General features: G+C 36.6%; 14 protein-coding genes. 3 read left to right on the top strand and 11 right to left on the bottom strand.

Features of this window, described 5'->3' with window-relative positions; translation table 11 throughout:
• Positions 1 to 23: 23 nt before the first annotated feature.
• From serS to ABJ974_RS00910, 10 genes are all read right to left on the bottom strand, one after another.
• Positions 24 to 1,292, bottom strand: coding sequence for a serine--tRNA ligase (gene serS / locus ABJ974_RS00955; RefSeq protein ID WP_419869528.1), 1,269 nt, complete (start codon positions 1,290 to 1,292; stop codon positions 24 to 26).
• 86 nt (positions 1,293 to 1,378) lie between these two features.
• On the bottom strand, positions 1,379 to 1,882 hold the full coding sequence (locus ABJ974_RS00950; protein ID WP_419869527.1) for a hypothetical protein: 504 nt from the start codon (positions 1,880 to 1,882) through the stop codon (positions 1,379 to 1,381).
• Between the two features lie 20 nt (positions 1,883 to 1,902).
• On the bottom strand, positions 1,903 to 3,150 hold the full coding sequence (locus tag ABJ974_RS00945; protein WP_419869526.1) for an oligosaccharide flippase family protein: 1,248 nt from the start codon (positions 3,148 to 3,150) through the stop codon (positions 1,903 to 1,905).
• Entirely contained in the window at positions 3,147 to 4,799 is a 1,653-nt protein-coding gene (locus ABJ974_RS00940) for an asparagine synthase-related protein (RefSeq protein WP_419869525.1), read from the bottom strand. The genes ABJ974_RS00945 and ABJ974_RS00940 overlap by 4 nt, the downstream gene beginning before the upstream one ends.
• Complete coding sequence (locus ABJ974_RS00935; RefSeq protein ID WP_419869524.1) at positions 4,796 to 5,917, bottom strand: glycosyltransferase family 4 protein; 1,122 nt, start codon at positions 5,915 to 5,917, stop codon at positions 4,796 to 4,798. The genes ABJ974_RS00940 and ABJ974_RS00935 overlap by 4 nt, the downstream gene beginning before the upstream one ends.
• 5 nt (positions 5,918 to 5,922) lie before the next feature.
• A complete protein-coding gene (locus tag ABJ974_RS00930; protein WP_419869523.1) occupies positions 5,923 to 6,411 on the bottom strand; it encodes a hypothetical protein in 489 nt (162 codons plus the stop codon).
• 110 nt (positions 6,412 to 6,521) lie between these two features.
• Complete coding sequence (locus ABJ974_RS00925) at positions 6,522 to 7,307, bottom strand: (Fe-S)-binding protein (protein ID WP_419869522.1); 786 nt, start codon at positions 7,305 to 7,307, stop codon at positions 6,522 to 6,524.
• A 41-nt stretch (positions 7,308 to 7,348) separates the two neighbouring features.
• On the bottom strand, positions 7,349 to 8,680 hold the full coding sequence (locus ABJ974_RS00920) for a 4Fe-4S dicluster domain-containing protein (protein ID WP_419869521.1): 1,332 nt from the start codon (positions 8,678 to 8,680) through the stop codon (positions 7,349 to 7,351).
• A gap of 14 nt (positions 8,681 to 8,694) precedes the next feature.
• The gene (locus ABJ974_RS00915; protein ID WP_419869520.1) at positions 8,695 to 9,645 is read right to left on the bottom strand and encodes an MlaD family protein; all 951 of its coding nucleotides are present in this window, start codon (positions 9,643 to 9,645) and stop codon (positions 8,695 to 8,697) included.
• Between the two features lie 125 nt (positions 9,646 to 9,770).
• Positions 9,771 to 11,924, bottom strand: coding sequence for a peptidylprolyl isomerase (locus tag ABJ974_RS00910; protein WP_419869519.1), 2,154 nt, complete (start codon positions 11,922 to 11,924; stop codon positions 9,771 to 9,773).
• A gap of 257 nt (positions 11,925 to 12,181) precedes the next feature.
• On the opposite strand from ABJ974_RS00910, the gene lon reads away from it, so the two are divergent.
• The 3 genes from lon (at position 12,182) to ABJ974_RS00895 (ending at position 16,319) form a co-directional block, all read left to right on the top strand.
• A complete protein-coding gene (gene lon, locus ABJ974_RS00905) occupies positions 12,182 to 14,587 on the top strand; it encodes an endopeptidase La (RefSeq protein WP_419869518.1) in 2,406 nt (801 codons plus the stop codon).
• A gap of 127 nt (positions 14,588 to 14,714) precedes the next feature.
• On the top strand, positions 14,715 to 15,827 hold the full coding sequence (locus ABJ974_RS00900) for an AI-2E family transporter (protein WP_419869517.1): 1,113 nt from the start codon (positions 14,715 to 14,717) through the stop codon (positions 15,825 to 15,827).
• Between the two features lie 114 nt (positions 15,828 to 15,941).
• Complete coding sequence (locus ABJ974_RS00895; protein WP_419869516.1) at positions 15,942 to 16,319, top strand: MauE/DoxX family redox-associated membrane protein; 378 nt, start codon at positions 15,942 to 15,944, stop codon at positions 16,317 to 16,319.
• Between the two features lie 24 nt (positions 16,320 to 16,343).
• On the opposite strand, the gene ABJ974_RS00890 is transcribed toward ABJ974_RS00895, so the two are convergent.
• Positions 16,344 to 17,702 carry an acyl-CoA dehydrogenase family protein gene (locus ABJ974_RS00890; protein WP_419869515.1) on the bottom strand — a complete coding sequence of 453 codons (1,359 nt, stop codon included), beginning with the start codon at positions 17,700 to 17,702 and terminating at the stop codon, positions 16,344 to 16,346.
• Positions 17,703 to 17,780: the final 78 nt, after the last annotated feature.

Genomic DNA, 17,780 nt, shown 5'->3' with positions numbered 1-17,780 from the left:
AATCACCTGGAGGCTTTTTATATTTAGTTGATAATATCAAATCGTGCATATTCGGCAATCTTTTTGGGAAGCTTAATGCCTTCCGGAGTCTGGTTGTTTTCAAGCAATGCCGCCATAATTCTAGGCAGGGCCATTGCAGAACCATTTAAGGTATGAACCAGCTGAGATTTACCATCAGCTTTGTACCGGCATTTCAAACGGTTAGCCTGGAACGTTTCAAAGTTGGAAACAGAGCTTACTTCAAGCCATCTTTCCTGAGCAGCACTCCATACTTCAAAATCATAGGTCATAGCAGAAGCGAATCCCGTATCTCCACCACACAGTCTCAACACTCTGAACGGAAGCTCAAGATCCGTAAGAATACCTTTAATATGCTCTACCATTTCTTCAAGAACGGCATAAGAATTTTCAGGCTTTTCAATTCTTACAATCTCTACTTTTTCAAACTGGTGAAGCCGGTTCAATCCTCTTACATCTGAACCATAACTTCCTGCTTCTCTCCTGTAACATTGAGAAAAAGCCGTATTTTTAATCGGAAGGTCCTTCTCATCCAATAAAACATCACGATATAAGTTGGTTACCGGAACTTCAGCGGTAGGAATAAGATATAGTTTATCTTCGGTAACATAATACATCTGCCCTTCTTTATCCGGCAATTGACCCGTCCCATATCCTGAAGCCTCATTTACTACATGTGGCGGATTTACTTCCGTATATCCTGCTTCCACATTCTTATCCAGAAAATACTGAACCAGAGCACGCTGTAATCTCGCTCCTTTTCCTAAATAAACAGGAAATCCTGCCCCTGCAATTTTAACACCCAGTTCAAAATCTATAAGGTTATATTTTTTGGCAAGCTCCCAGTGAGGGATCGCTCCTTCTCCCAACCCTTCTACAGTATGGGATTGGTAGATATTTTCATTATCATCGGCTGATGCCCCGTTTTTCACCAATTCATTGGGAATATTAGGGATCTGATATAAAATTTCCAATAATAATTTTTCCTTGATCTCAAGCTGGGATTGTAATTCTTTACTCGACTCTTTATATTGTCCGGTTTTAGATTTTGCTGATTCTGCTTCTTCCTTCTTACCTTCCTTCATTAATATCCCTATTTCTTTGGATATTTTGTTCATTTCCGAAAGTTGAGAATCTAATTCAAATTGAAGTTTTTTTCTTTCATCGTCGGTAGCAATAGCTTCGTCCACCAACTCAAGATTTTTGAATTGTCTTTTTTTCAGACCTTCTAAAACGCGTTCTTTATTGTCGCGTAAAAAATTGACTTGTAACATAAAATTTCAAGATTTTATTTAATAGTTAAATTCCCATTCAAACTATCGAATGGAAGTCTTAACCGGAATTAGTGCAAAGTTAAAAATTATTTTACGATAGTTACTACATTCGAGACATTTGGCTCTTTTGTAAACTTCAGTTCATTTTGGTAATAAACTCTGGAAACCTGAAATACGGAGGGAGACCAATGATATTGAATTCTTAAAGTGTCATTAATAACTGTATTTGTGGAGTCGGTAAGCCTTTTGGTAATAGCCAGTGCTATAATGGATTCATAGGTCCTGTCTTCCGGGCTTATGGAGTCTATAGTCACCCTTCTCGCTCCTGCCATATAACGGATGTAACGAATCGAGTCACCTGTCATCAACGATGAATAGGTAACCGGAGCATTATTTGTTGTCCCCTGAACATCATTCATCGTAATTGAAGTAAATGCCCCTTCAGTATTTGTATTAAGCAAATCACGTCCCTGGCTGTCCTGCATATAAATATCCAGTATCTGATCTATTCTTTGGATAGTATCATCATCACTTCTACAACTTAGAAATGCAAAAAATATAACCAGTATTCCGAAGACGACATTTTTCATTACCCGACAAAGATAAAAACTTATTTTAATTTCTTAAGGTAATTATGAAAGAAGAATCCCAGAATAAATCCTGAGCTCATTAATGTAATCCCTACACTCAATGTCATACCTAAAATACCAAACTCAGGAACTAAAAGGAAAGCCAATACAATAATCAAAAGTAATGAAAATAAAGAAGCTTTAGTATTCACCTCCATTTTACCTACTGCTGAAAGCAGATTACCATAGAGATTACGGAAAAGGATATTCATCAAAAACATAAACATAAAAATAATGAACAAAAATGAATTCTCAGTATACCTTTCATCAAAAAATATTCTTAAAATATCCTTGCTTAGAATCCCTGCAAGTATAAAAATAATAAAGCAAACCGGTATAAATAATTTGTAATAATCCGATATATATTTTTTAAGAAAAGCTTTTTGGGTATAATTTTTAGCTAAAACCGGAAAATCACTCTGCATAAATGCCAGGGATAAAAAGGTAATATTGGAAGGGATAAGAATGGATATTCTATAATTGGCCACCGCGTTCTCATTCATTAAAAAACCTAATAAAATAATATCCACAGAAAATAAAGCATCCGAAAGTAGGGCTGTACCGGAAGTATGCCAGGCATATTTCCAAAGTTCTTTTACATCAAAAGAACCGGAAAGTTTACCCGCTGTAAGGAAATCTTTTTTAAACCAGAATAAAGAAAGAAAAGGTGTAACTGCCATTGCAATAAGGTATCCTGCCAACTGAAAATAATAGCTCAGTACTAAAAGAATTACAAGCCCCAATACATTCACTACATTGTTTATCCTTGCAAACTCCCTGTTTTTATTATTAATTCTGAGGTCCGACTGGATATGCAGAAAATAAAAAAAGCCAATAAGCCTGACCGAAAAGAATAAGAAAATCCAAAATATATCTTCATATTTCTGAACAAAAAAAACAGATACAACTAAAAAGATAAGTGTTAAAATCAACTGATATAAAAACCCTTTCCTTAAAAGATAGGCAGAAAGCTTACTTTTCTCCATTTTATCCTCAGCAACGGAACCAAACCTTAGTAAGCTTTGAGCGCTTCCAAAGCCACTGCATGAAGAAAATACAGCAAAAAGAGCAGCGACAATACTTATTTTTCCAAAATCCTGCTCAGGGATAAGCCTGATGATATATATAGAAGAAAGAAAAGCACAAATTTTCCCAAGCAATAAGGAGATAAAGACATAATGCCCCTGGTTCTTAAGAAAATTCTGTAAAAACTGCTTTATTTCTTTCATTTAAAATACAATTTAAAAACAGCCAAAATATTTACTGCCAGACTTTTGTAATGAAAGCTACGTTCTGAAAACAGGCGGATCACATCTTTTTTAAGTTCAGGATAGTTCTCCAATCTATCTATGTTGTTATTAAAATACTGCTGATAACAATCCTGTATCGCTATATCAGAATCATAATAATATTGATAGGGATACATGCTGGTTTTCTGGGGTAATTTTAAAATTCTGTTATAAAACTGTACAAAACTTCTTTTGACAATTTTATCTCCTACGAAAACCTTCCATTTAGCATCAGGCTTCATTAATGTCCTTTCCCAAATATATTTTTCAGCTTCTTTACAATGTTTGGAAAGCCATTCGAAATAAAACCGGTGTTTATATTTCCACTCTTCAGGCAGGCTTATTGCTAGTTCTATAAAGCTTTTAGTCATAAATGGTGATGTCTGATAGGCTTTCTGCTGAAAGACCTGTGCACCAAATACCGTTCGGTTATAAGCCAGGTTCCTCAAAAGGAAAATCTCTTCCTTTTCATGGTTTCTGAATGCCGATTCCAAATCCGATTCTACTTTCGGCAAAAATAGCTTGTTCATAACTATCTTGTATTCAGTAGGATTTTTTTTCCGTGGCTCAGAATTAAATCCTCCCAAAATACCATCTCCGATCTGCCCGCTATGGAAGATAGAAAAGTCTTTATACGTCAGGTTATTAATGGCATGATGAACATGAATGCCCCCGGTATAAAGCGTCATTCCTTCTGATATCCTCGTCAATTCATCAATCTTATTTAAAAATAATCCTCCATCCAAAGGAACAAATTCATAGTTTAGCCCATAGTCCTTTGCAATTTTTCTTGAAATTTTTTCATCGAAATATTGAGATTGGGAAAAACAAAAAGCACAACCTATATCAAAGTTGTTTTTCAGGGCATACAATAAAGCCATTCTGCTATCCAATCCTCCGCTCAGAAGTGATAGATGCGAAGTATTAAGCTCCATATCCTTTTCATACTCCATTTTTATCGAGTCCGAGAAAACTTCGTGAATATCGTCTAAGGCTTTTTCTTTATTTTTTTTATAATATTCAATACCGGAAATATTAAAATATTCCCTTTCTGTAATTATTTGATTCTGAATATCAATATCAAGAAAATGTCCATCTAAAACTTTATAGATATTCTCCAAAGGAGTTTTGTTCTCCAATAGACTTCCTAATACCATTAACTGATAAAAAGCTGCTATATCCGGGCTTATTGAAAATCCACTCTCCTTGATTGTTCGGTTTAAACGGACCAAATCGGTGTCTATAAAAATATGGTCCTCAAGTTTAGAATAAAATACTTTTTGGGTAGAGGTGGGATTGGTAAAAACCAACATTTTATTTTTCCTTTTATCCCAGATATATCCTCTAAATTCTCCTTCTAACTGCTGTAATATTCTCCAGCCGTGGTCTGCATAGTGGGTTATCAGATAATCATTAAAGCTTGAGTAAGAATTTTTTAATAGTTTCTTTTTGTTAAGAATTATACCTTCGATAAGAATATCAAAAGCCGGTGTTTCTATAAATAATGAATCATAAGCTTTTTCTCTAAAAAACTTTTTATTTTGGAGCTTATCACGAAAAATACAAACGGAAAATCCCTGCTCTGTCATATTACCTTTTGATATATTTCCATAAACTGTTTTGCAATAGATTCCTTTGAATAATGATCAATAATGAGCTGCCTGATCTGATCTTCATTTTTAAAAATATATTCGCCCCTGCAGACTTTTTCCAGCTCATTATACAGTTGTACTGTATTATTCCTTTCTACTCCAATGGCAAAGCCTTCCCGAATGAGTTCTGCCGCACCTCCCACCCGGCTTGTAATTACCGGCTTACCACAGGCATAAGATTCTAAAATGACACATCCCTGGGTTTCATTTTCGCTGAAAAGAATAAAGTAATCAGAGTTCTGCATCTTTTCCGCTACTTCTTCATGGCTTAGTAACCCGAATAATTTTATATAGCTTTCTCCTTCCAGCTCTTTTACTAATTTTCTTAGGGGTTGAATATCTCCATCACCTCCTACCTCCAGCTGTACATCATAACCGTTTTCATGAAGCCGGGAAATTACTTTTATGATCTCATCAGGATTTTTTAAAGGGGTAAGCCCGGAAACATGAAGAAAGTGAACAGTCCCTGATGATTTTATTTTATTATTGATAGTAAACACCTCCGTGTCTACGGTATTTGAGACTACTTTCATGGGTGTTTTTATTCCCATAAGCCGGAGACTTTCTTTAAGCTGATTACTGACGGGTAAAATATATCCGGCTTTGTGGGCAATGTATTTTGCTATCAGCTTAATCTTAAAGGAAGTTCCGGACTGATTTTCTTTTTGAAAACCTGACCAGTGTTCCGAAATTACAAACGGAATCTTATATTTTTTCTTAAGATACACTGCAAATAACATATTGTTATGCAAAATATTAGCATGAACAAGATCCGGTCTTGTCATTTTAGCAAAACCCAGTTTATAAGCCTTAATTCTCTTTAAAAAGTTTTTAACCGGGTTATTAGAATTTTTATAATAAATAATAAGAACCCGTATGTTATTTACTTCTTTCTCATCAAACATAAACTCTTCTTTCTGGTTACTGTCTCCTATAACATGCAATACTTCCACATTATTCAATAAGGATACAGCTTCTGCATGATGCCATACAAAATTACCATTGGTAGGCTCCAGCTTATTCGGAAACCATGATGAAAGAAAGAGTATATTCAAGAAAACTATTTTATAGAAGCAGCCCAGCTTCTTTTCAGTGGTAAAAGAAAATCTGAAAGAAACGCTACATACGTTGATTTGGAAAAATCAAATACTTCAATGTCCTCTGAAATCTCTCCGTTTTTCAATCCGTTTTTAAAATCACTTAGCTTCAGCGTTTTCACTTCTCCATTTTCTACAAAGCTGGCTTTCATACGGTCAAAAAAGCCTAATTGAAACTCTTCTTCCAGCTGTCTCATCAAGCCTGTCAGTGAGTCTATTGAGCACCCGGAAGCGGCTTCTTTTTCTTCATCTACACAAACAATAATAAATTGATTCCTTTCAATTTTAAAAGAAGAAGATAAAGGTTTCCCATGGGCAGCCCATGTGGCAAGAAAGTCATACAATTTTTCGGTAATTGCCTTGGCTTCTTTCGTTGTAAAAGGCCGGGAAGCAGGGTATACAATCACTCTGTAATCATTCGTTTCTACTATATTGGATTCTTCAATTTTCATTTCTTCTGTATTTAAAGTATAAAATTAAGCATTATAATTGAATTATTTTAAATAACAAAAACTCAAGAAAGCCTTGAGTTTTGTTTTGTTATATCTTAATGGATAAAGCTTTATAAATCTTCTGCTTCTGCCAATAATTCCACGATATCTTTAACCGCAACTTCCTCATTTTTGTTAAAATGTTTTACACCGTCTGTCATCATCGTATTACAGAACGGGCATCCTGTCGCTATAACTTTCGGCTCATAAGAAAGTGCTTCTTCAGTTCTTTCTACATTGATATCTTTATTTCCCTTTTCCGGTTCTTTAAACATCTGAGCACCTCCCGCTCCACAGCATAACCCATTGGTTTTGCATCTCTTCATTTCCACCAGCTCAGCATCAAGCTTTTCAAGTAAAATCCTTGGTGCTTCGTATTCATCATTAGCTCTTCCTAAATAACAAGGATCATGGAAGGTTATTTTCTTTCCTTTGAAACTTCCGCCTTCTATTTTCAATCTTCCTTCTTCCATCAGATTTTTAAGAAACTGTGTATGATGCAATACCTCATAATTTCCTCCTAAGCTCGGATATTCATTTTTAAGGGTATTGAAACAGTGGGGACAAGCGGTTACAATTTTTTTAACTTCGTAAGCATTCAGCACTTCAATATTGGTTAATGCCATCATTTGAAATACAAACTCATTTCCAGCTCTTTTTGCAGGATCTCCGGTACAGCTTTCTTCCTGTCCCAGAACTGCAAATTCCACACCTATTTTATTAAGTATTTTACAGAACGCTCTGGTAATTTTTTTTGCTCTATCATCAAAACTTCCTGCACAACCCACCCAAAATAAAACTTCAGGTGCTTTTCCTTCGGCAGCATATTCTGCCATTGTTTTTATATTGAAATCCATTCTACTATGAATTTATTTTAGACTTTAAATAGATCCGGAGTTTAGGCTTCCGCAGCCCAGTTCAAACGGTCTGCCTGGTTGTATTGCCAAGGAGCCGCATTGTTTTCCACATTCGTCATCATGAGATTTAATTCCTGCGGTGCAGCAGACTGTTCCATTACCAGGAACCTTCTCATCTCAAAAATAATGGAAAGCGGGTCCAGTAATACCGGGCAGGCATCCGTACAAGCATTACAAGTCGTACAGGCCCAAAGCTCTTCTTTCGTTATATAGTCATTTAATAGCTTCTTCCCATCATCCACAAATTTCCCGTTTTTATCAATATTGCGGCTTACTTCTTCCAGACGGTCTCTTGTTTTCATAAGGATCAGTCTTGGAGAAAGTTTTTTACCGGTAATATTAGCAGGACAAACGGCAGTACATCTTCCACATTCAGTACAGGAATAGGCATTCAGTAGCTGTACCTGATTTAAATCGAATATATCTTCTGCCCCGAATTTTGAAGGAACCTCTTCAGCCTGACCTTCTGCAGGGGCCGCATAAGGATCTGCATTCGGATCCATCATCAGTTTAATCTCTTTGGTAACGGATTCCAGGTTATTGAATTTTCCTTTCTTCTCAAGGTTGGCATACCATGTACTTGGAAAAGCTAAAAGGATATGAAGATGCTTAGAATAATAAAGGTAGTTCATGAAGAATAATATTCCTACAAAGTGGAACCACCATGCGGCTTTTTCTGTAAAGAATAAAAATCCGTCACTGAAGTTGCTGTAAAGAGGAGCCAGTATCGTGGAACTGATCGGAAAACTTCCATGTGCCGATAATAGTCCTCGCTGCTGTAAAACCCAATCAGCGGTGTTCATCTTAAAGAAAGCCATCATTAAGGCAAATTCTATAACGAGAATCCAGTTGGCATCATGTTTTGGCCATCCGAAAAGTTCTTTCATGGTAAGTCTTTTAACTCCATAAAAGTTTCTTCTGATAAAGAAAACAACCACTCCTATCACTACAAGAAGTGCAAGAATTTCAAGGGTAGCGGTAAAGAAACTGTAAAAGGTATCACCGAAAACGGAAGCCAAAAAGCGATGGGTTCCAAATATTCCGTCTACAACAATTTCAATAAGCTCAATATTGATTATGATAAAACCTACATATACAAAAATATGTAATATCCCTGCAACAGGACGTCTTACCATTTTACTTTGTCCTAATGCAACCAGAGTCATAATTCCCCAGCGTTCTCCTTTATGATCAGTACGGTCAATTTCTCTTCCCAATCTGACATTTCTGTAGAGTTTTTGGAGGCTTTTTGCAAACATACCAAAACCTACAACCAATAGAACCAGAAAAATAATGTTATCAATATATTGCATAGGATAAATCGTTATTAGTCTTTATTATTTTTACCGAACACTGAAAAATTAATATATCGTTTCGGATTTGCTTTCATGTCTTCAATCAGGGAGTTCAGATTAGTGGATGCTGCATTCAGGTTGTTATAAAGCTGTTCGTCTTTCATCAGCTTTCCTAAACTTCCTTCGCCTCTGTCTATACCTCCGATCACCTGATTAAGCTGTCCCACTGTAGCATCTAAACTCGCAATAGTGGCATTCAGCTTCTGGGTATCTATACTTTCTGCTAAATTTCCGTATTTGTCCAGGGTAACTTTCCCACTCTGCATAGTAGCACTTGCATTCTCAAGCACTTGCTGGAGCTTTGGATCATTATGTCCTACCAGGGAGTTTACATTGGATGCAGTGGTCTGTAATGCCCCAACAGTTTTGTTTAGATTGGAAAGCAGGGCTTTAATTTCAGCTCTGTTCTGAGCATCCACTAATTGGTTGGCATTCGTCATTAAAGAGTCCACTCTGTGCAAAACGGTTTGTACCTGATCTTTCACCGGTCCTACCTGGGAAGAAAGGCTGCTCATCATAGAAAGTTTATAAGCACCCTCTAATGTATCACCATCCTTAGCTGTCGGTCCTCCATACACTAAGTTTACACGCATTTCTTTTCCCGACATTAATCCCGGTTCAAAAATTTCCAATGTAGAATTTTTGGAAAATTCAAAGTTGTTGTCTACCGTAATTTTTATAATGAAATGAATCTTACCATCCTTCGTAGTGCGGGGAATGATCTTATCCACCTGCCCTACTTTTAACCCGTTAATAGAAACAGGTGCAGACTGGGCCAACCCTTCTACATTATCGTATTTCGCGTAAAATATATTGTCTGTAGTAAAAAGACTTCTGCCTTTCATAAACTGGAACAGCAACACAAAACCTACAATAGCAATAAGGGCTATTATTCCAGCTTTTAATTCTTTACTAAACTTCACTTGCTAAATTTTTTCTAATGAGCAAATATAATACATTTTAAATTAATGTTTTTCTTTATTACTCTGCGTTAAATACAAAAAAGCGACAAATTTTTGCCGCTTTTTATTATTGTATAAAATTATTTTTATTGTTGCTGAGTTCCCAGTTTATTCCAGATCTCAATTCTATAGTCTTGAATATCGGAATTGTCCTGTAAGCTCTTCAGCCAGGCCTGACCGAACATACCTGCATTTCTTTGGGTAATAGACTCAGTAAGTTGCTTAATATCTCCCGGCTGTTTATTGGTGGTTTCTGACTTTTTCACTAAAACATATACTCCTGTTCCTCCTTCGATAGGATTGGAAAGTTTAGATGTTGCCACTCCAAATGCCGCTCCGGCCACTTTCGGCTCCATAGCACCTGCTACAGAAGGATTCAACATATTCACCTGAGCAGATTGTTTGGTGGTAGCAAACAGTTTTGCAATCTGATCCAAGCCTGTGGCTTTAGCTGCGTTGATCTTATCTGTGATCTGTTTCGCTGCCAGTTTATTTTTTACAATGATCTCAATCTGATCTCTTACAGATTCAGGATCAGCTAATCCTTTCTCTTGTTTTCCGTTCAGATATACTACGATCTTATCACCTGTTCCTTCTACTGTAAAGAATTCTGTATCTCCTTTGGATCTTTTCTTATCGAATGCCCATGCTAAGATTTCGGCATCTTTATCTGTACCTAAACCTTGCAGCTGACCATCAAATCTTCCTGCCGTTTTAGGATTAGAGAACTGGTAATTATCTTTTTTAGCAATGTTAACAAAATCATTGAATGATTTTCCTTGTACCTGCTGAATAAATCTTCTTGCTTTTTTGTCCACCTCAGCTTCCGTAGCATCAGATGGTTTGATTGCCTTCACGAGGTTGGCAACTTTGTATCCCATAGAGCCCGGTTTTTTATCTTCAATATTGATGATATGATATCCGAACTGGGTTTCAACAACTCCGGTAGCTCCTTTAGGATTATTAGCCAAATAGTGTAAAAATTCAGGAACGAAAGGAGTCTCAGGAGTTGTCCATCCTAAGCTACCACCTTGTGCAGCAGAATTAGGATCGCTTGAGAATTTCAAAAATTCCGTGAATTTACCAGGGTTTGCTTTTACAGCAGCTCCAATTGAATCCGCTAATTTTTTAGCTTCTTCTTTAGATCTTGTAACTCCTTCTCCTGCAGGGCTTCCTTTATAAGCAATTAAAATATGTCTTGAGAGAGTAGAATCTGAAGTTTTCTTATCCAAAAGCTTAGAAACTACATAAAAATTTTGCTCTTTATAAGGTCCGAAAGTCTGTCCTATTGCAGCAGTAGTTATCTGTCCCTGTATCGTTTGTGGCAATTGATTAGGCTTTAAGTACTGGTTGGTGAAAGGCATATCGGAATTGGCCATCACGAACATAGAATCATTGGTGGTATTCTGGAAATTTTCCGTACCTCCGCTGGCATCCGTACCTCCGGCATAAAGTTTTGTAATTTCCTTCAGAACGGCTGCGTCATCTGCTGCGCTTGGCTGGGAAGGAAAATAAACCACTCCTAAATTTCTGCTTGGTTCAGATTTGAACATCACAGGATGCTCTTTAATATAATCTGCCAGATCCTGAGTGGAAACATTTATTTTAGTTTTTTGAAGATAAGCTGCATAATCAATTTTAACAAAATCGATATCCGCAAGCTGATCTCTTTGTCTCATATATTCTTCCGCCTCTTTTTTTCCTGTAGTGATTCCTGTGGAAACATTAGCAAAAACCTGTCTTGCCATCAATCTGTATTCAATAGATTTTCTTGTTTTTAACCACTGGTTATATCCCTCAGTACTTGTTTTTTTCAACTCTTCAATCTGCTTTTTCAGCTCCTGAGTCTTAAAGTTTCCTTTTTCATCAAAAAACTGCTGATTCTGAGCAAACATCTGATCATATTGGATCTGGTTCCAGAAATAATCTTCTGTCATTTCAAAACCCATTTTTTCAAACTGCTGCTTGATAAGTTTAGATTGTACAAGTAACTGCCAAGCCTGCTCTTCAAGACCATTCTTTGGTTGCCCTTGCTGCTCTGCTTGTTGTTGTAATACGAAAAGCTGGTCGTTATACTCCTCACGGGTAATTTTTTCTCCATTTACTTTTCCTAAAACATCAGGATTTTTACCAAAAACCTTATCAATACTATCCGGGTTTACCAAAAACGCTAAAAGCGCTACAGCTATAACACCCATCAAAAGCCAAGGTCTACTCCTAATCTGTCCTAAAATTGCCATTTTATAAATTAAAGTTTTTTATCAGTCTGCGAAAATACACATTTTTAAGAAATTACAGAAATGTATTCTTCTTTTTTAATTTTAAATATCAATTTTCTCGAAAAAGGAAATTTTGACCATATTTTTTATCAAATTATAAATGGCACAGGTATTGTGAGATATACAAAGAGATAAAATGGAGCCTGTTTTTCCATTATATCATTAATTATCACTTTAACGAATTAAAACGAAAATGACAATTTGTCATTCAGTGAACTATGACAAAATTTGAAGATATCAGTTTAGAAGAAATCATATCAGACGGATTTGATATTGTTGCTGAAGAGATAACTCTTTCGGATCTTTCAGAAACTGAAAACAATACAGACCAGAAAATATTCCCAATCCTCCCGGTAAGAAATATGGTCATGTTTCCTAATGTAGTTATGCCCATCACGGCAGGAAGAAAAAATTCTATCCAGTTATTAGAAGAAGCTCAGAAGAATGGAGATTTTATTGGAGTAATCAGTCAAAAAAATTCTGAAATAGAACAACCTGGGGAAAAGGATCTCTACCATACCGGAACATTGGCTAAAATTATCAAAATAATTAAATTACCGGAAGGCAATATTACAGCCATTACAAAAGGGTTTCATAGATTTAAAGTCAAAAAGTTCATTGAAACCACTCCTTATTTTAAAGCTGAAATCACCAAATTAAAAGATGTAAAACCTAAGAATAAAGAGGAATATGATGCCTTATTAGACAATATTAAAGATCTGGCCCTGAAAATTATCGAGCTGGATCCCAACATTCCGAATGCTGCCAATTTTGCGATAAAAAACATCAGCAACAAGGATGAACTTCTTAATTTCATCTGCTCAAACGGTACTTTCCTTTCTTCCGACAAGCAAAGATTTCTGGAAGAGAAAAGCTTAATGGAAAGAGCCCGCAAATGCTATGAGCTGATGCATGAAAGCTTCAGAAAATTAGAGCTTAGAAACCAGATTCACCAAAAGACCTCGAAAGATCTTGATAAGCAGCAGAGAGAGTATTTCTTAAATCAGCAGATCAGAACTATTCAGGAGGAGCTGGGTGGCGGACCGGAAACCGATGTAGAAGAACTTTTACAAAAAGCCAGAACAAAAAAATGGTCTGCTGAAGTCGAAGAACATTTTCAAAAGGAAATGAACAGGCTTCAAAGGCAAAATCCAAATTCTCCCGATTATAATGTTCAGAGAAATTATCTGGATTTCTTTACAGATTTACCTTGGGATAACTATAGCCAGGATATTTTTGATATTGAAAAAGCCCAGAAGGTTTTAGATAAAGCTCATTTCGGTTTGGATGATATTAAAAAAAGAATTCTGGAACACATGGCTGTTCTGAAATTAAAAAATAATATGAAATCCCCTATCCTATTGCTGGTAGGTCCTCCCGGAGTGGGTAAAACTTCGTTAGGAAAATCTGTAGCAGACGCTTTGGGAAGAAAATATGTAAGAGTATCTCTAGGAGGCCTTCATGATGAAAGTGAAGTCCGTGGACATAGAAAAACATATATAGGGGCTATGGCCGGAAGAATTCTTCAGTCTATAAAAAAATCAGGGACTTCCAACCCGGTAATTGTTCTGGATGAAATTGATAAAGTAGGACAGGGAATACATGGAGACCCAAGTTCAGCCCTGCTGGAAGTACTGGATCCTGAGCAAAACAAATCTTTTCATGACAATTTTCTTGAGATGGGCTATGACTTATCCAAAGTAATGTTTATCGCAACGGCCAATTCATTATCCACCATTCAGACGCCTCTTCTGGACAGAATGGAAATTATTCAGATTGCCGGTTATACTCTGGAAGAAAAGATAGAAATTGCAAAGCGGCACCTTATCAAAAAACAGCAGGAAGAAAATGGCTTACAAACAAAATCATTTAAGCTGGGTAACGCAGAACTCAAACATATCATTGAAGCTCACACATCTGAAAGCGGAGTAAGATCATTAGAAAAAAGAATTGCAGCCATTGCAAGATGGGTAGCCTTACAAATCGCACTGGAAAAAGAATACAACCCTAAAATCTCATTGGAAAAAGTAGATGAAATACTGGGTGTTCCGCGCCCTAGAAGTTTATCTGAAATTTCAGATGTTCCGGGAGTGGTAACAGGATTGGCATGGACCAGTGTAGGAGGAGATATCTTATTTATTGAAAGTATTTTAAGCAACGGAAAAGGAAACCTTACCATGACAGGTAATTTAGGTACCGTAATGAAAGAATCCGCCACCATTGCCCTCGAATACATCAAGGCTAAACATGCAGACCTTGGGATAGAGCAGGAAGATCTGGAGAAAAAGAATATTCACGTACACGTTCCTGAAGGTGCCACCCCTAAAGACGGGCCTTCTGCCGGAATCGCAATGCTTACCTCCATGGTTTCTTCTTTTAAAAATAAAAAAGTAAGACCTCATCTCGCCATGACGGGCGAAATTACCCTGCGCGGAAAAGTTCTTCCGGTAGGTGGTATTAAAGAAAAGCTCCTTGCCGCTACACGTGCAGGTATTAAGGAAGTAATTCTTTGTGAGGCGAACAGAAAAGACGTGGAAGAGATTAAAAAAGATTATTTAAAAAATCTGAAAGTAAACTACGTCAATAAAATGGAAGAAGTAATTGATATTGCAATAGAAAAATAAAACATAGAACTTCTTATCAGCAAAAACATATCAGAAATCTGATATGTTTTTCTTTTTATTATTTTGATATTTCTTTTGGTGATAATAAAAGATATCTAGTATTTTTATACAACAGATTTTTACACTTATGAATTTTTTTAAACTACCCTTTCTGTTAAAACTGGCTCTTGCTATTATTTCCATTATTGGAATAGGCTACCTTTTAATGCTGGGACAAAGTATTTTGGCTCCCTTCTTTCTTGCGTTTTTAATGGCCATGCTGTTCCTGCCTTTAGCCACTTTTCTGGAAAGAAAGCTCAAATTTCCCAGATCCATGTCTACCATGACCTCCCTCATGATTATGCTTATCATCCTTACGGGGCTGATATTTTTCTTTGGCTCGCAGCTTTCAAGTTTCAGTAAAGATCTGCCACACCTTACCCAGCAATTCAATACAGTGTTTAAAAATCTTCAAAGATGGGTTTCCGATACTTTTGATGTTAAAATAAACGAGCAGTTGGATTATATTGACCAGGGGCTTAATAAGCTGCTTTCTTCGTCAGGAGTAATTTTAGGCTTTACCTTCGGGATATTTACAACAGGTATGGGGTTCTTATTTTTCTTCATCTTATTTTTCATTTTTATTTTAAATTACAGAAGAATATTAAACAACTTCATCATCAATGTATTTAATGAAAAACATAAATCCAGTGTCCAGGAAGTCGTAACAGAAGTACGAATCATGACCAAAAGATATATCTTCGGGCTTTGCCTGCAGGTGATTATTGTTTCTACACTTACAACTATCGTACTTTCCCTTTTGGGCGTGAAGTTCGCTATTCTCCTGGGCGTTCTCACCGGCTTACTGAATGTCATTCCTTATATCGGCATCTGTATTTCTCTTCTGATCTCATGTTTTATCGCATTTGCTACCGGAACTCTTTCTACCTGTGTATATGTCATGATCGGGTATATCGGAGTGCATGTCATTGATGGGAATATCATTCTTCCTTTCGTAGTAGGATCCAAAGTAAAGATCAATGCTTTATTTTCCTTTATCGGGATCCTTATCGGAGAGCATCTTTGGGGGATTTCGGGAATGTTTTTATGTATTCCTGCTATTGCTATTATTAAGATTATTTTTGAAAGAGTAGAAGGACTTAAGCCTTGGGGTAGACTTCTTGGAGAAGAGGAAAAACCGCATCGTAAAAAGAAAAGCTATAAGATTTCAAAAAATATAACATTAAAAGAAATGGACTAAACCATTTCATAAAATCCAACACATTTGCAAAAACAAAAGAAAAAATATAATAAAAATAAAGTTTTGTATAAATATTGATGTTTTTATCATACATTTGATTTAAAACCATCAATTATGAAAATCTTAAAGTTTATTCTTTGTTTTCTTTTTGCTCTTACCTTCATTAATGCAGGTTTGAACAAATTTGTACATTATGCTCCTTCTCCTAAATTAACTGAGGAACAGGCTAAAGTGTTTGCCGCATTTGAAGAAATCGGCTGGCTGTTGCCGTTAGTGGGAGCTATCGAAATTATTGGAGGGGTATTATTTATCTTTCCAAAAACAAGAGCCTTAGGCGCTATAATGATTTTGCCGGTTATGATAGGAATCGTATTACACAATCTGTACAGGGACCCTTCTACTTCCGGAATCATCATATCCGTTATTTTATTTCTGATCAATATTTTTGCGATCTGGGATAACCGAAAAAAATATAAAGTCTTAATTGAATAAAAAAAGCCGCTGATAGCGGCTTTTTTATATGAATGCACTGAATCCTGTAATGGATCTCCCCACAATAAGCGAATTGATTTCTTTTGTTCCTTCATATGAATAAATGGCCTCTGCATCGGCAACAAATCTCGCGACATCATATTCCAGTAAAATACCATTGCCTCCCATCACTTCACGTGCCCTGGAAACAATATCACGGGTTCTCAAAGTACAGAAAACCTTCGCAAGGGAAGCATGCTCATCTTTAAGAATCCCCTCATCCTGCATTTCCGACAATCTGAAAACCATTGTCTGCATGGCCGTAAGATTGGAAAGCATTTCTACCAGGTGTCCCTGGATCATCTGAAACGAAGCAATCGGTTTTCCAAACTGTTCCCTCTTCCGGGTATAGTCCAGCGCACTTTCATAAGCACCCCTGGCACAGCCGGTTGCCATCCAGGCTACTCCGGCTCTTGTCATTCTCAGGACTTTTCCCGTATCTTTAAATGTGTTCGCATTTTGTAACCTGTTTTCTTCTGTTATAACGCAGTCTTTTAAAGTTATTAATCCGTTCTGCACAATCCTCAACGCCATTTTTCCTTTTATTTTTTCCACAGAAAATCCGGGATTGTCTTTCTCTACAATAAAACCTTTAACCTCCCCACTGTCCAGATCTTTTGCCCAGATAATAATGATATCAGCAAACGTAGCGTTTCCAATCCATTTTTTCTGACCGTTGAGAATCCATCCTTCTTCAGTTTTTTTACAGGTCACTGTCAAACCACCGGCTGCTCCTGATCCTACTTCCGGCTCCGTAAGTCCAAATGCCCCTATCTTTTCAAACTTCTGCATCTGAGGAAGCCATTTCTGCTTTTGCTCTTCCGAACCACAGATATAGATAGATCCCATTGCCAGCCCGGACTGTACTCCGAAGAAAGTCGCTATGGAAGCATCAATACGGGCCATCTCCATAGCAATAACTCCTTCCATTAAAAAAGGCATTCCCGGACAGCCATATCCCTGATAGGTAACGCCACAAATATCAAGTTTCTGAAACTTGGGAATCAGCTCAAAAGGAAATTCATCCCTAAGCCAATAATGATTCACCAAAGGCTTCACTTCTTTTTCCATAAATGCTCTTACTTTAAGCTGAACTTCTCTCTGCTCCGGACTTAGTGTATGATAAATGTCGTAGAAATCCCCATCGATAGCAGGCAGCTCTTTCTTTTTCTTATCGGGATCAAGCATTTTCATCAATCCTTTTAATTGTTTATCATCAAGACTGGAAAAATTTTGCATCAGCTTGGGCAAATCCACTTTTTGAGAAATTGAGCTCAACTGATCAAAATCTATTGATCTGAATAATTCTATCGCATTTCTGATTTTGGAAAAAGTATTTGACATAAAATTGTGATTTTGATTTGTAAAACAACTACAAAAATCACTCCGAAAACAAATTCACAATTCTATCATTGATTTACA

The organism is Chryseobacterium sp. CT-SW4 (assembly GCF_048572715.1).
Taxonomy (GTDB): domain Bacteria; phylum Bacteroidota; class Bacteroidia; order Flavobacteriales; family Weeksellaceae; genus Chryseobacterium.
The sequence above is the reverse complement of the archived record's forward strand: the minus strand, read 5'-3'. Positions and strand labels throughout refer to the sequence as shown.

What these genes read in the sequence shown, in the direction of transcription:
- ABJ974_RS00890 (WP_419869515.1), bottom strand. Translation starts at nt 17,702, where the DNA reads ATGTCAAATACTTTTTCCAAAATCAGAAATGCGATAGAATTATTCAGA.
- ABJ974_RS00910 (WP_419869519.1), bottom strand. Translation starts at nt 11,924, where the DNA reads ATGGCAATTTTAGGACAGATTAGGAGTAGACCTTGGCTTTTGATGGGT.
- ABJ974_RS00900 (WP_419869517.1), top strand. Translation starts at nt 14,715, where the DNA reads ATGAATTTTTTTAAACTACCCTTTCTGTTAAAACTGGCTCTTGCTATT.
- ABJ974_RS00945 (WP_419869526.1), bottom strand. Translation starts at nt 3,150, where the DNA reads ATGAAAGAAATAAAGCAGTTTTTACAGAATTTTCTTAAGAACCAGGGG.
- ABJ974_RS00950 (WP_419869527.1), bottom strand. Translation starts at nt 1,882, where the DNA reads ATGAAAAATGTCGTCTTCGGAATACTGGTTATATTTTTTGCATTTCTA.
- ABJ974_RS00920 (WP_419869521.1), bottom strand. Translation starts at nt 8,680, where the DNA reads ATGCAATATATTGATAACATTATTTTTCTGGTTCTATTGGTTGTAGGT.
- ABJ974_RS00930 (WP_419869523.1), bottom strand. Translation starts at nt 6,411, where the DNA reads ATGAAAATTGAAGAATCCAATATAGTAGAAACGAATGATTACAGAGTG.
- ABJ974_RS00940 (WP_419869525.1), bottom strand. Translation starts at nt 4,799, where the DNA reads ATGACAGAGCAGGGATTTTCCGTTTGTATTTTTCGTGATAAGCTCCAA.
- ABJ974_RS00925 (WP_419869522.1), bottom strand. Translation starts at nt 7,307, where the DNA reads ATGGATTTCAATATAAAAACAATGGCAGAATATGCTGCCGAAGGAAAA.
- ABJ974_RS00895 (WP_419869516.1), top strand. Translation starts at nt 15,942, where the DNA reads ATGAAAATCTTAAAGTTTATTCTTTGTTTTCTTTTTGCTCTTACCTTC.
- lon (WP_419869518.1), top strand. Translation starts at nt 12,182, where the DNA reads ATGACAAAATTTGAAGATATCAGTTTAGAAGAAATCATATCAGACGGA.
- serS (WP_419869528.1), bottom strand. Translation starts at nt 1,292, where the DNA reads ATGTTACAAGTCAATTTTTTACGCGACAATAAAGAACGCGTTTTAGAA.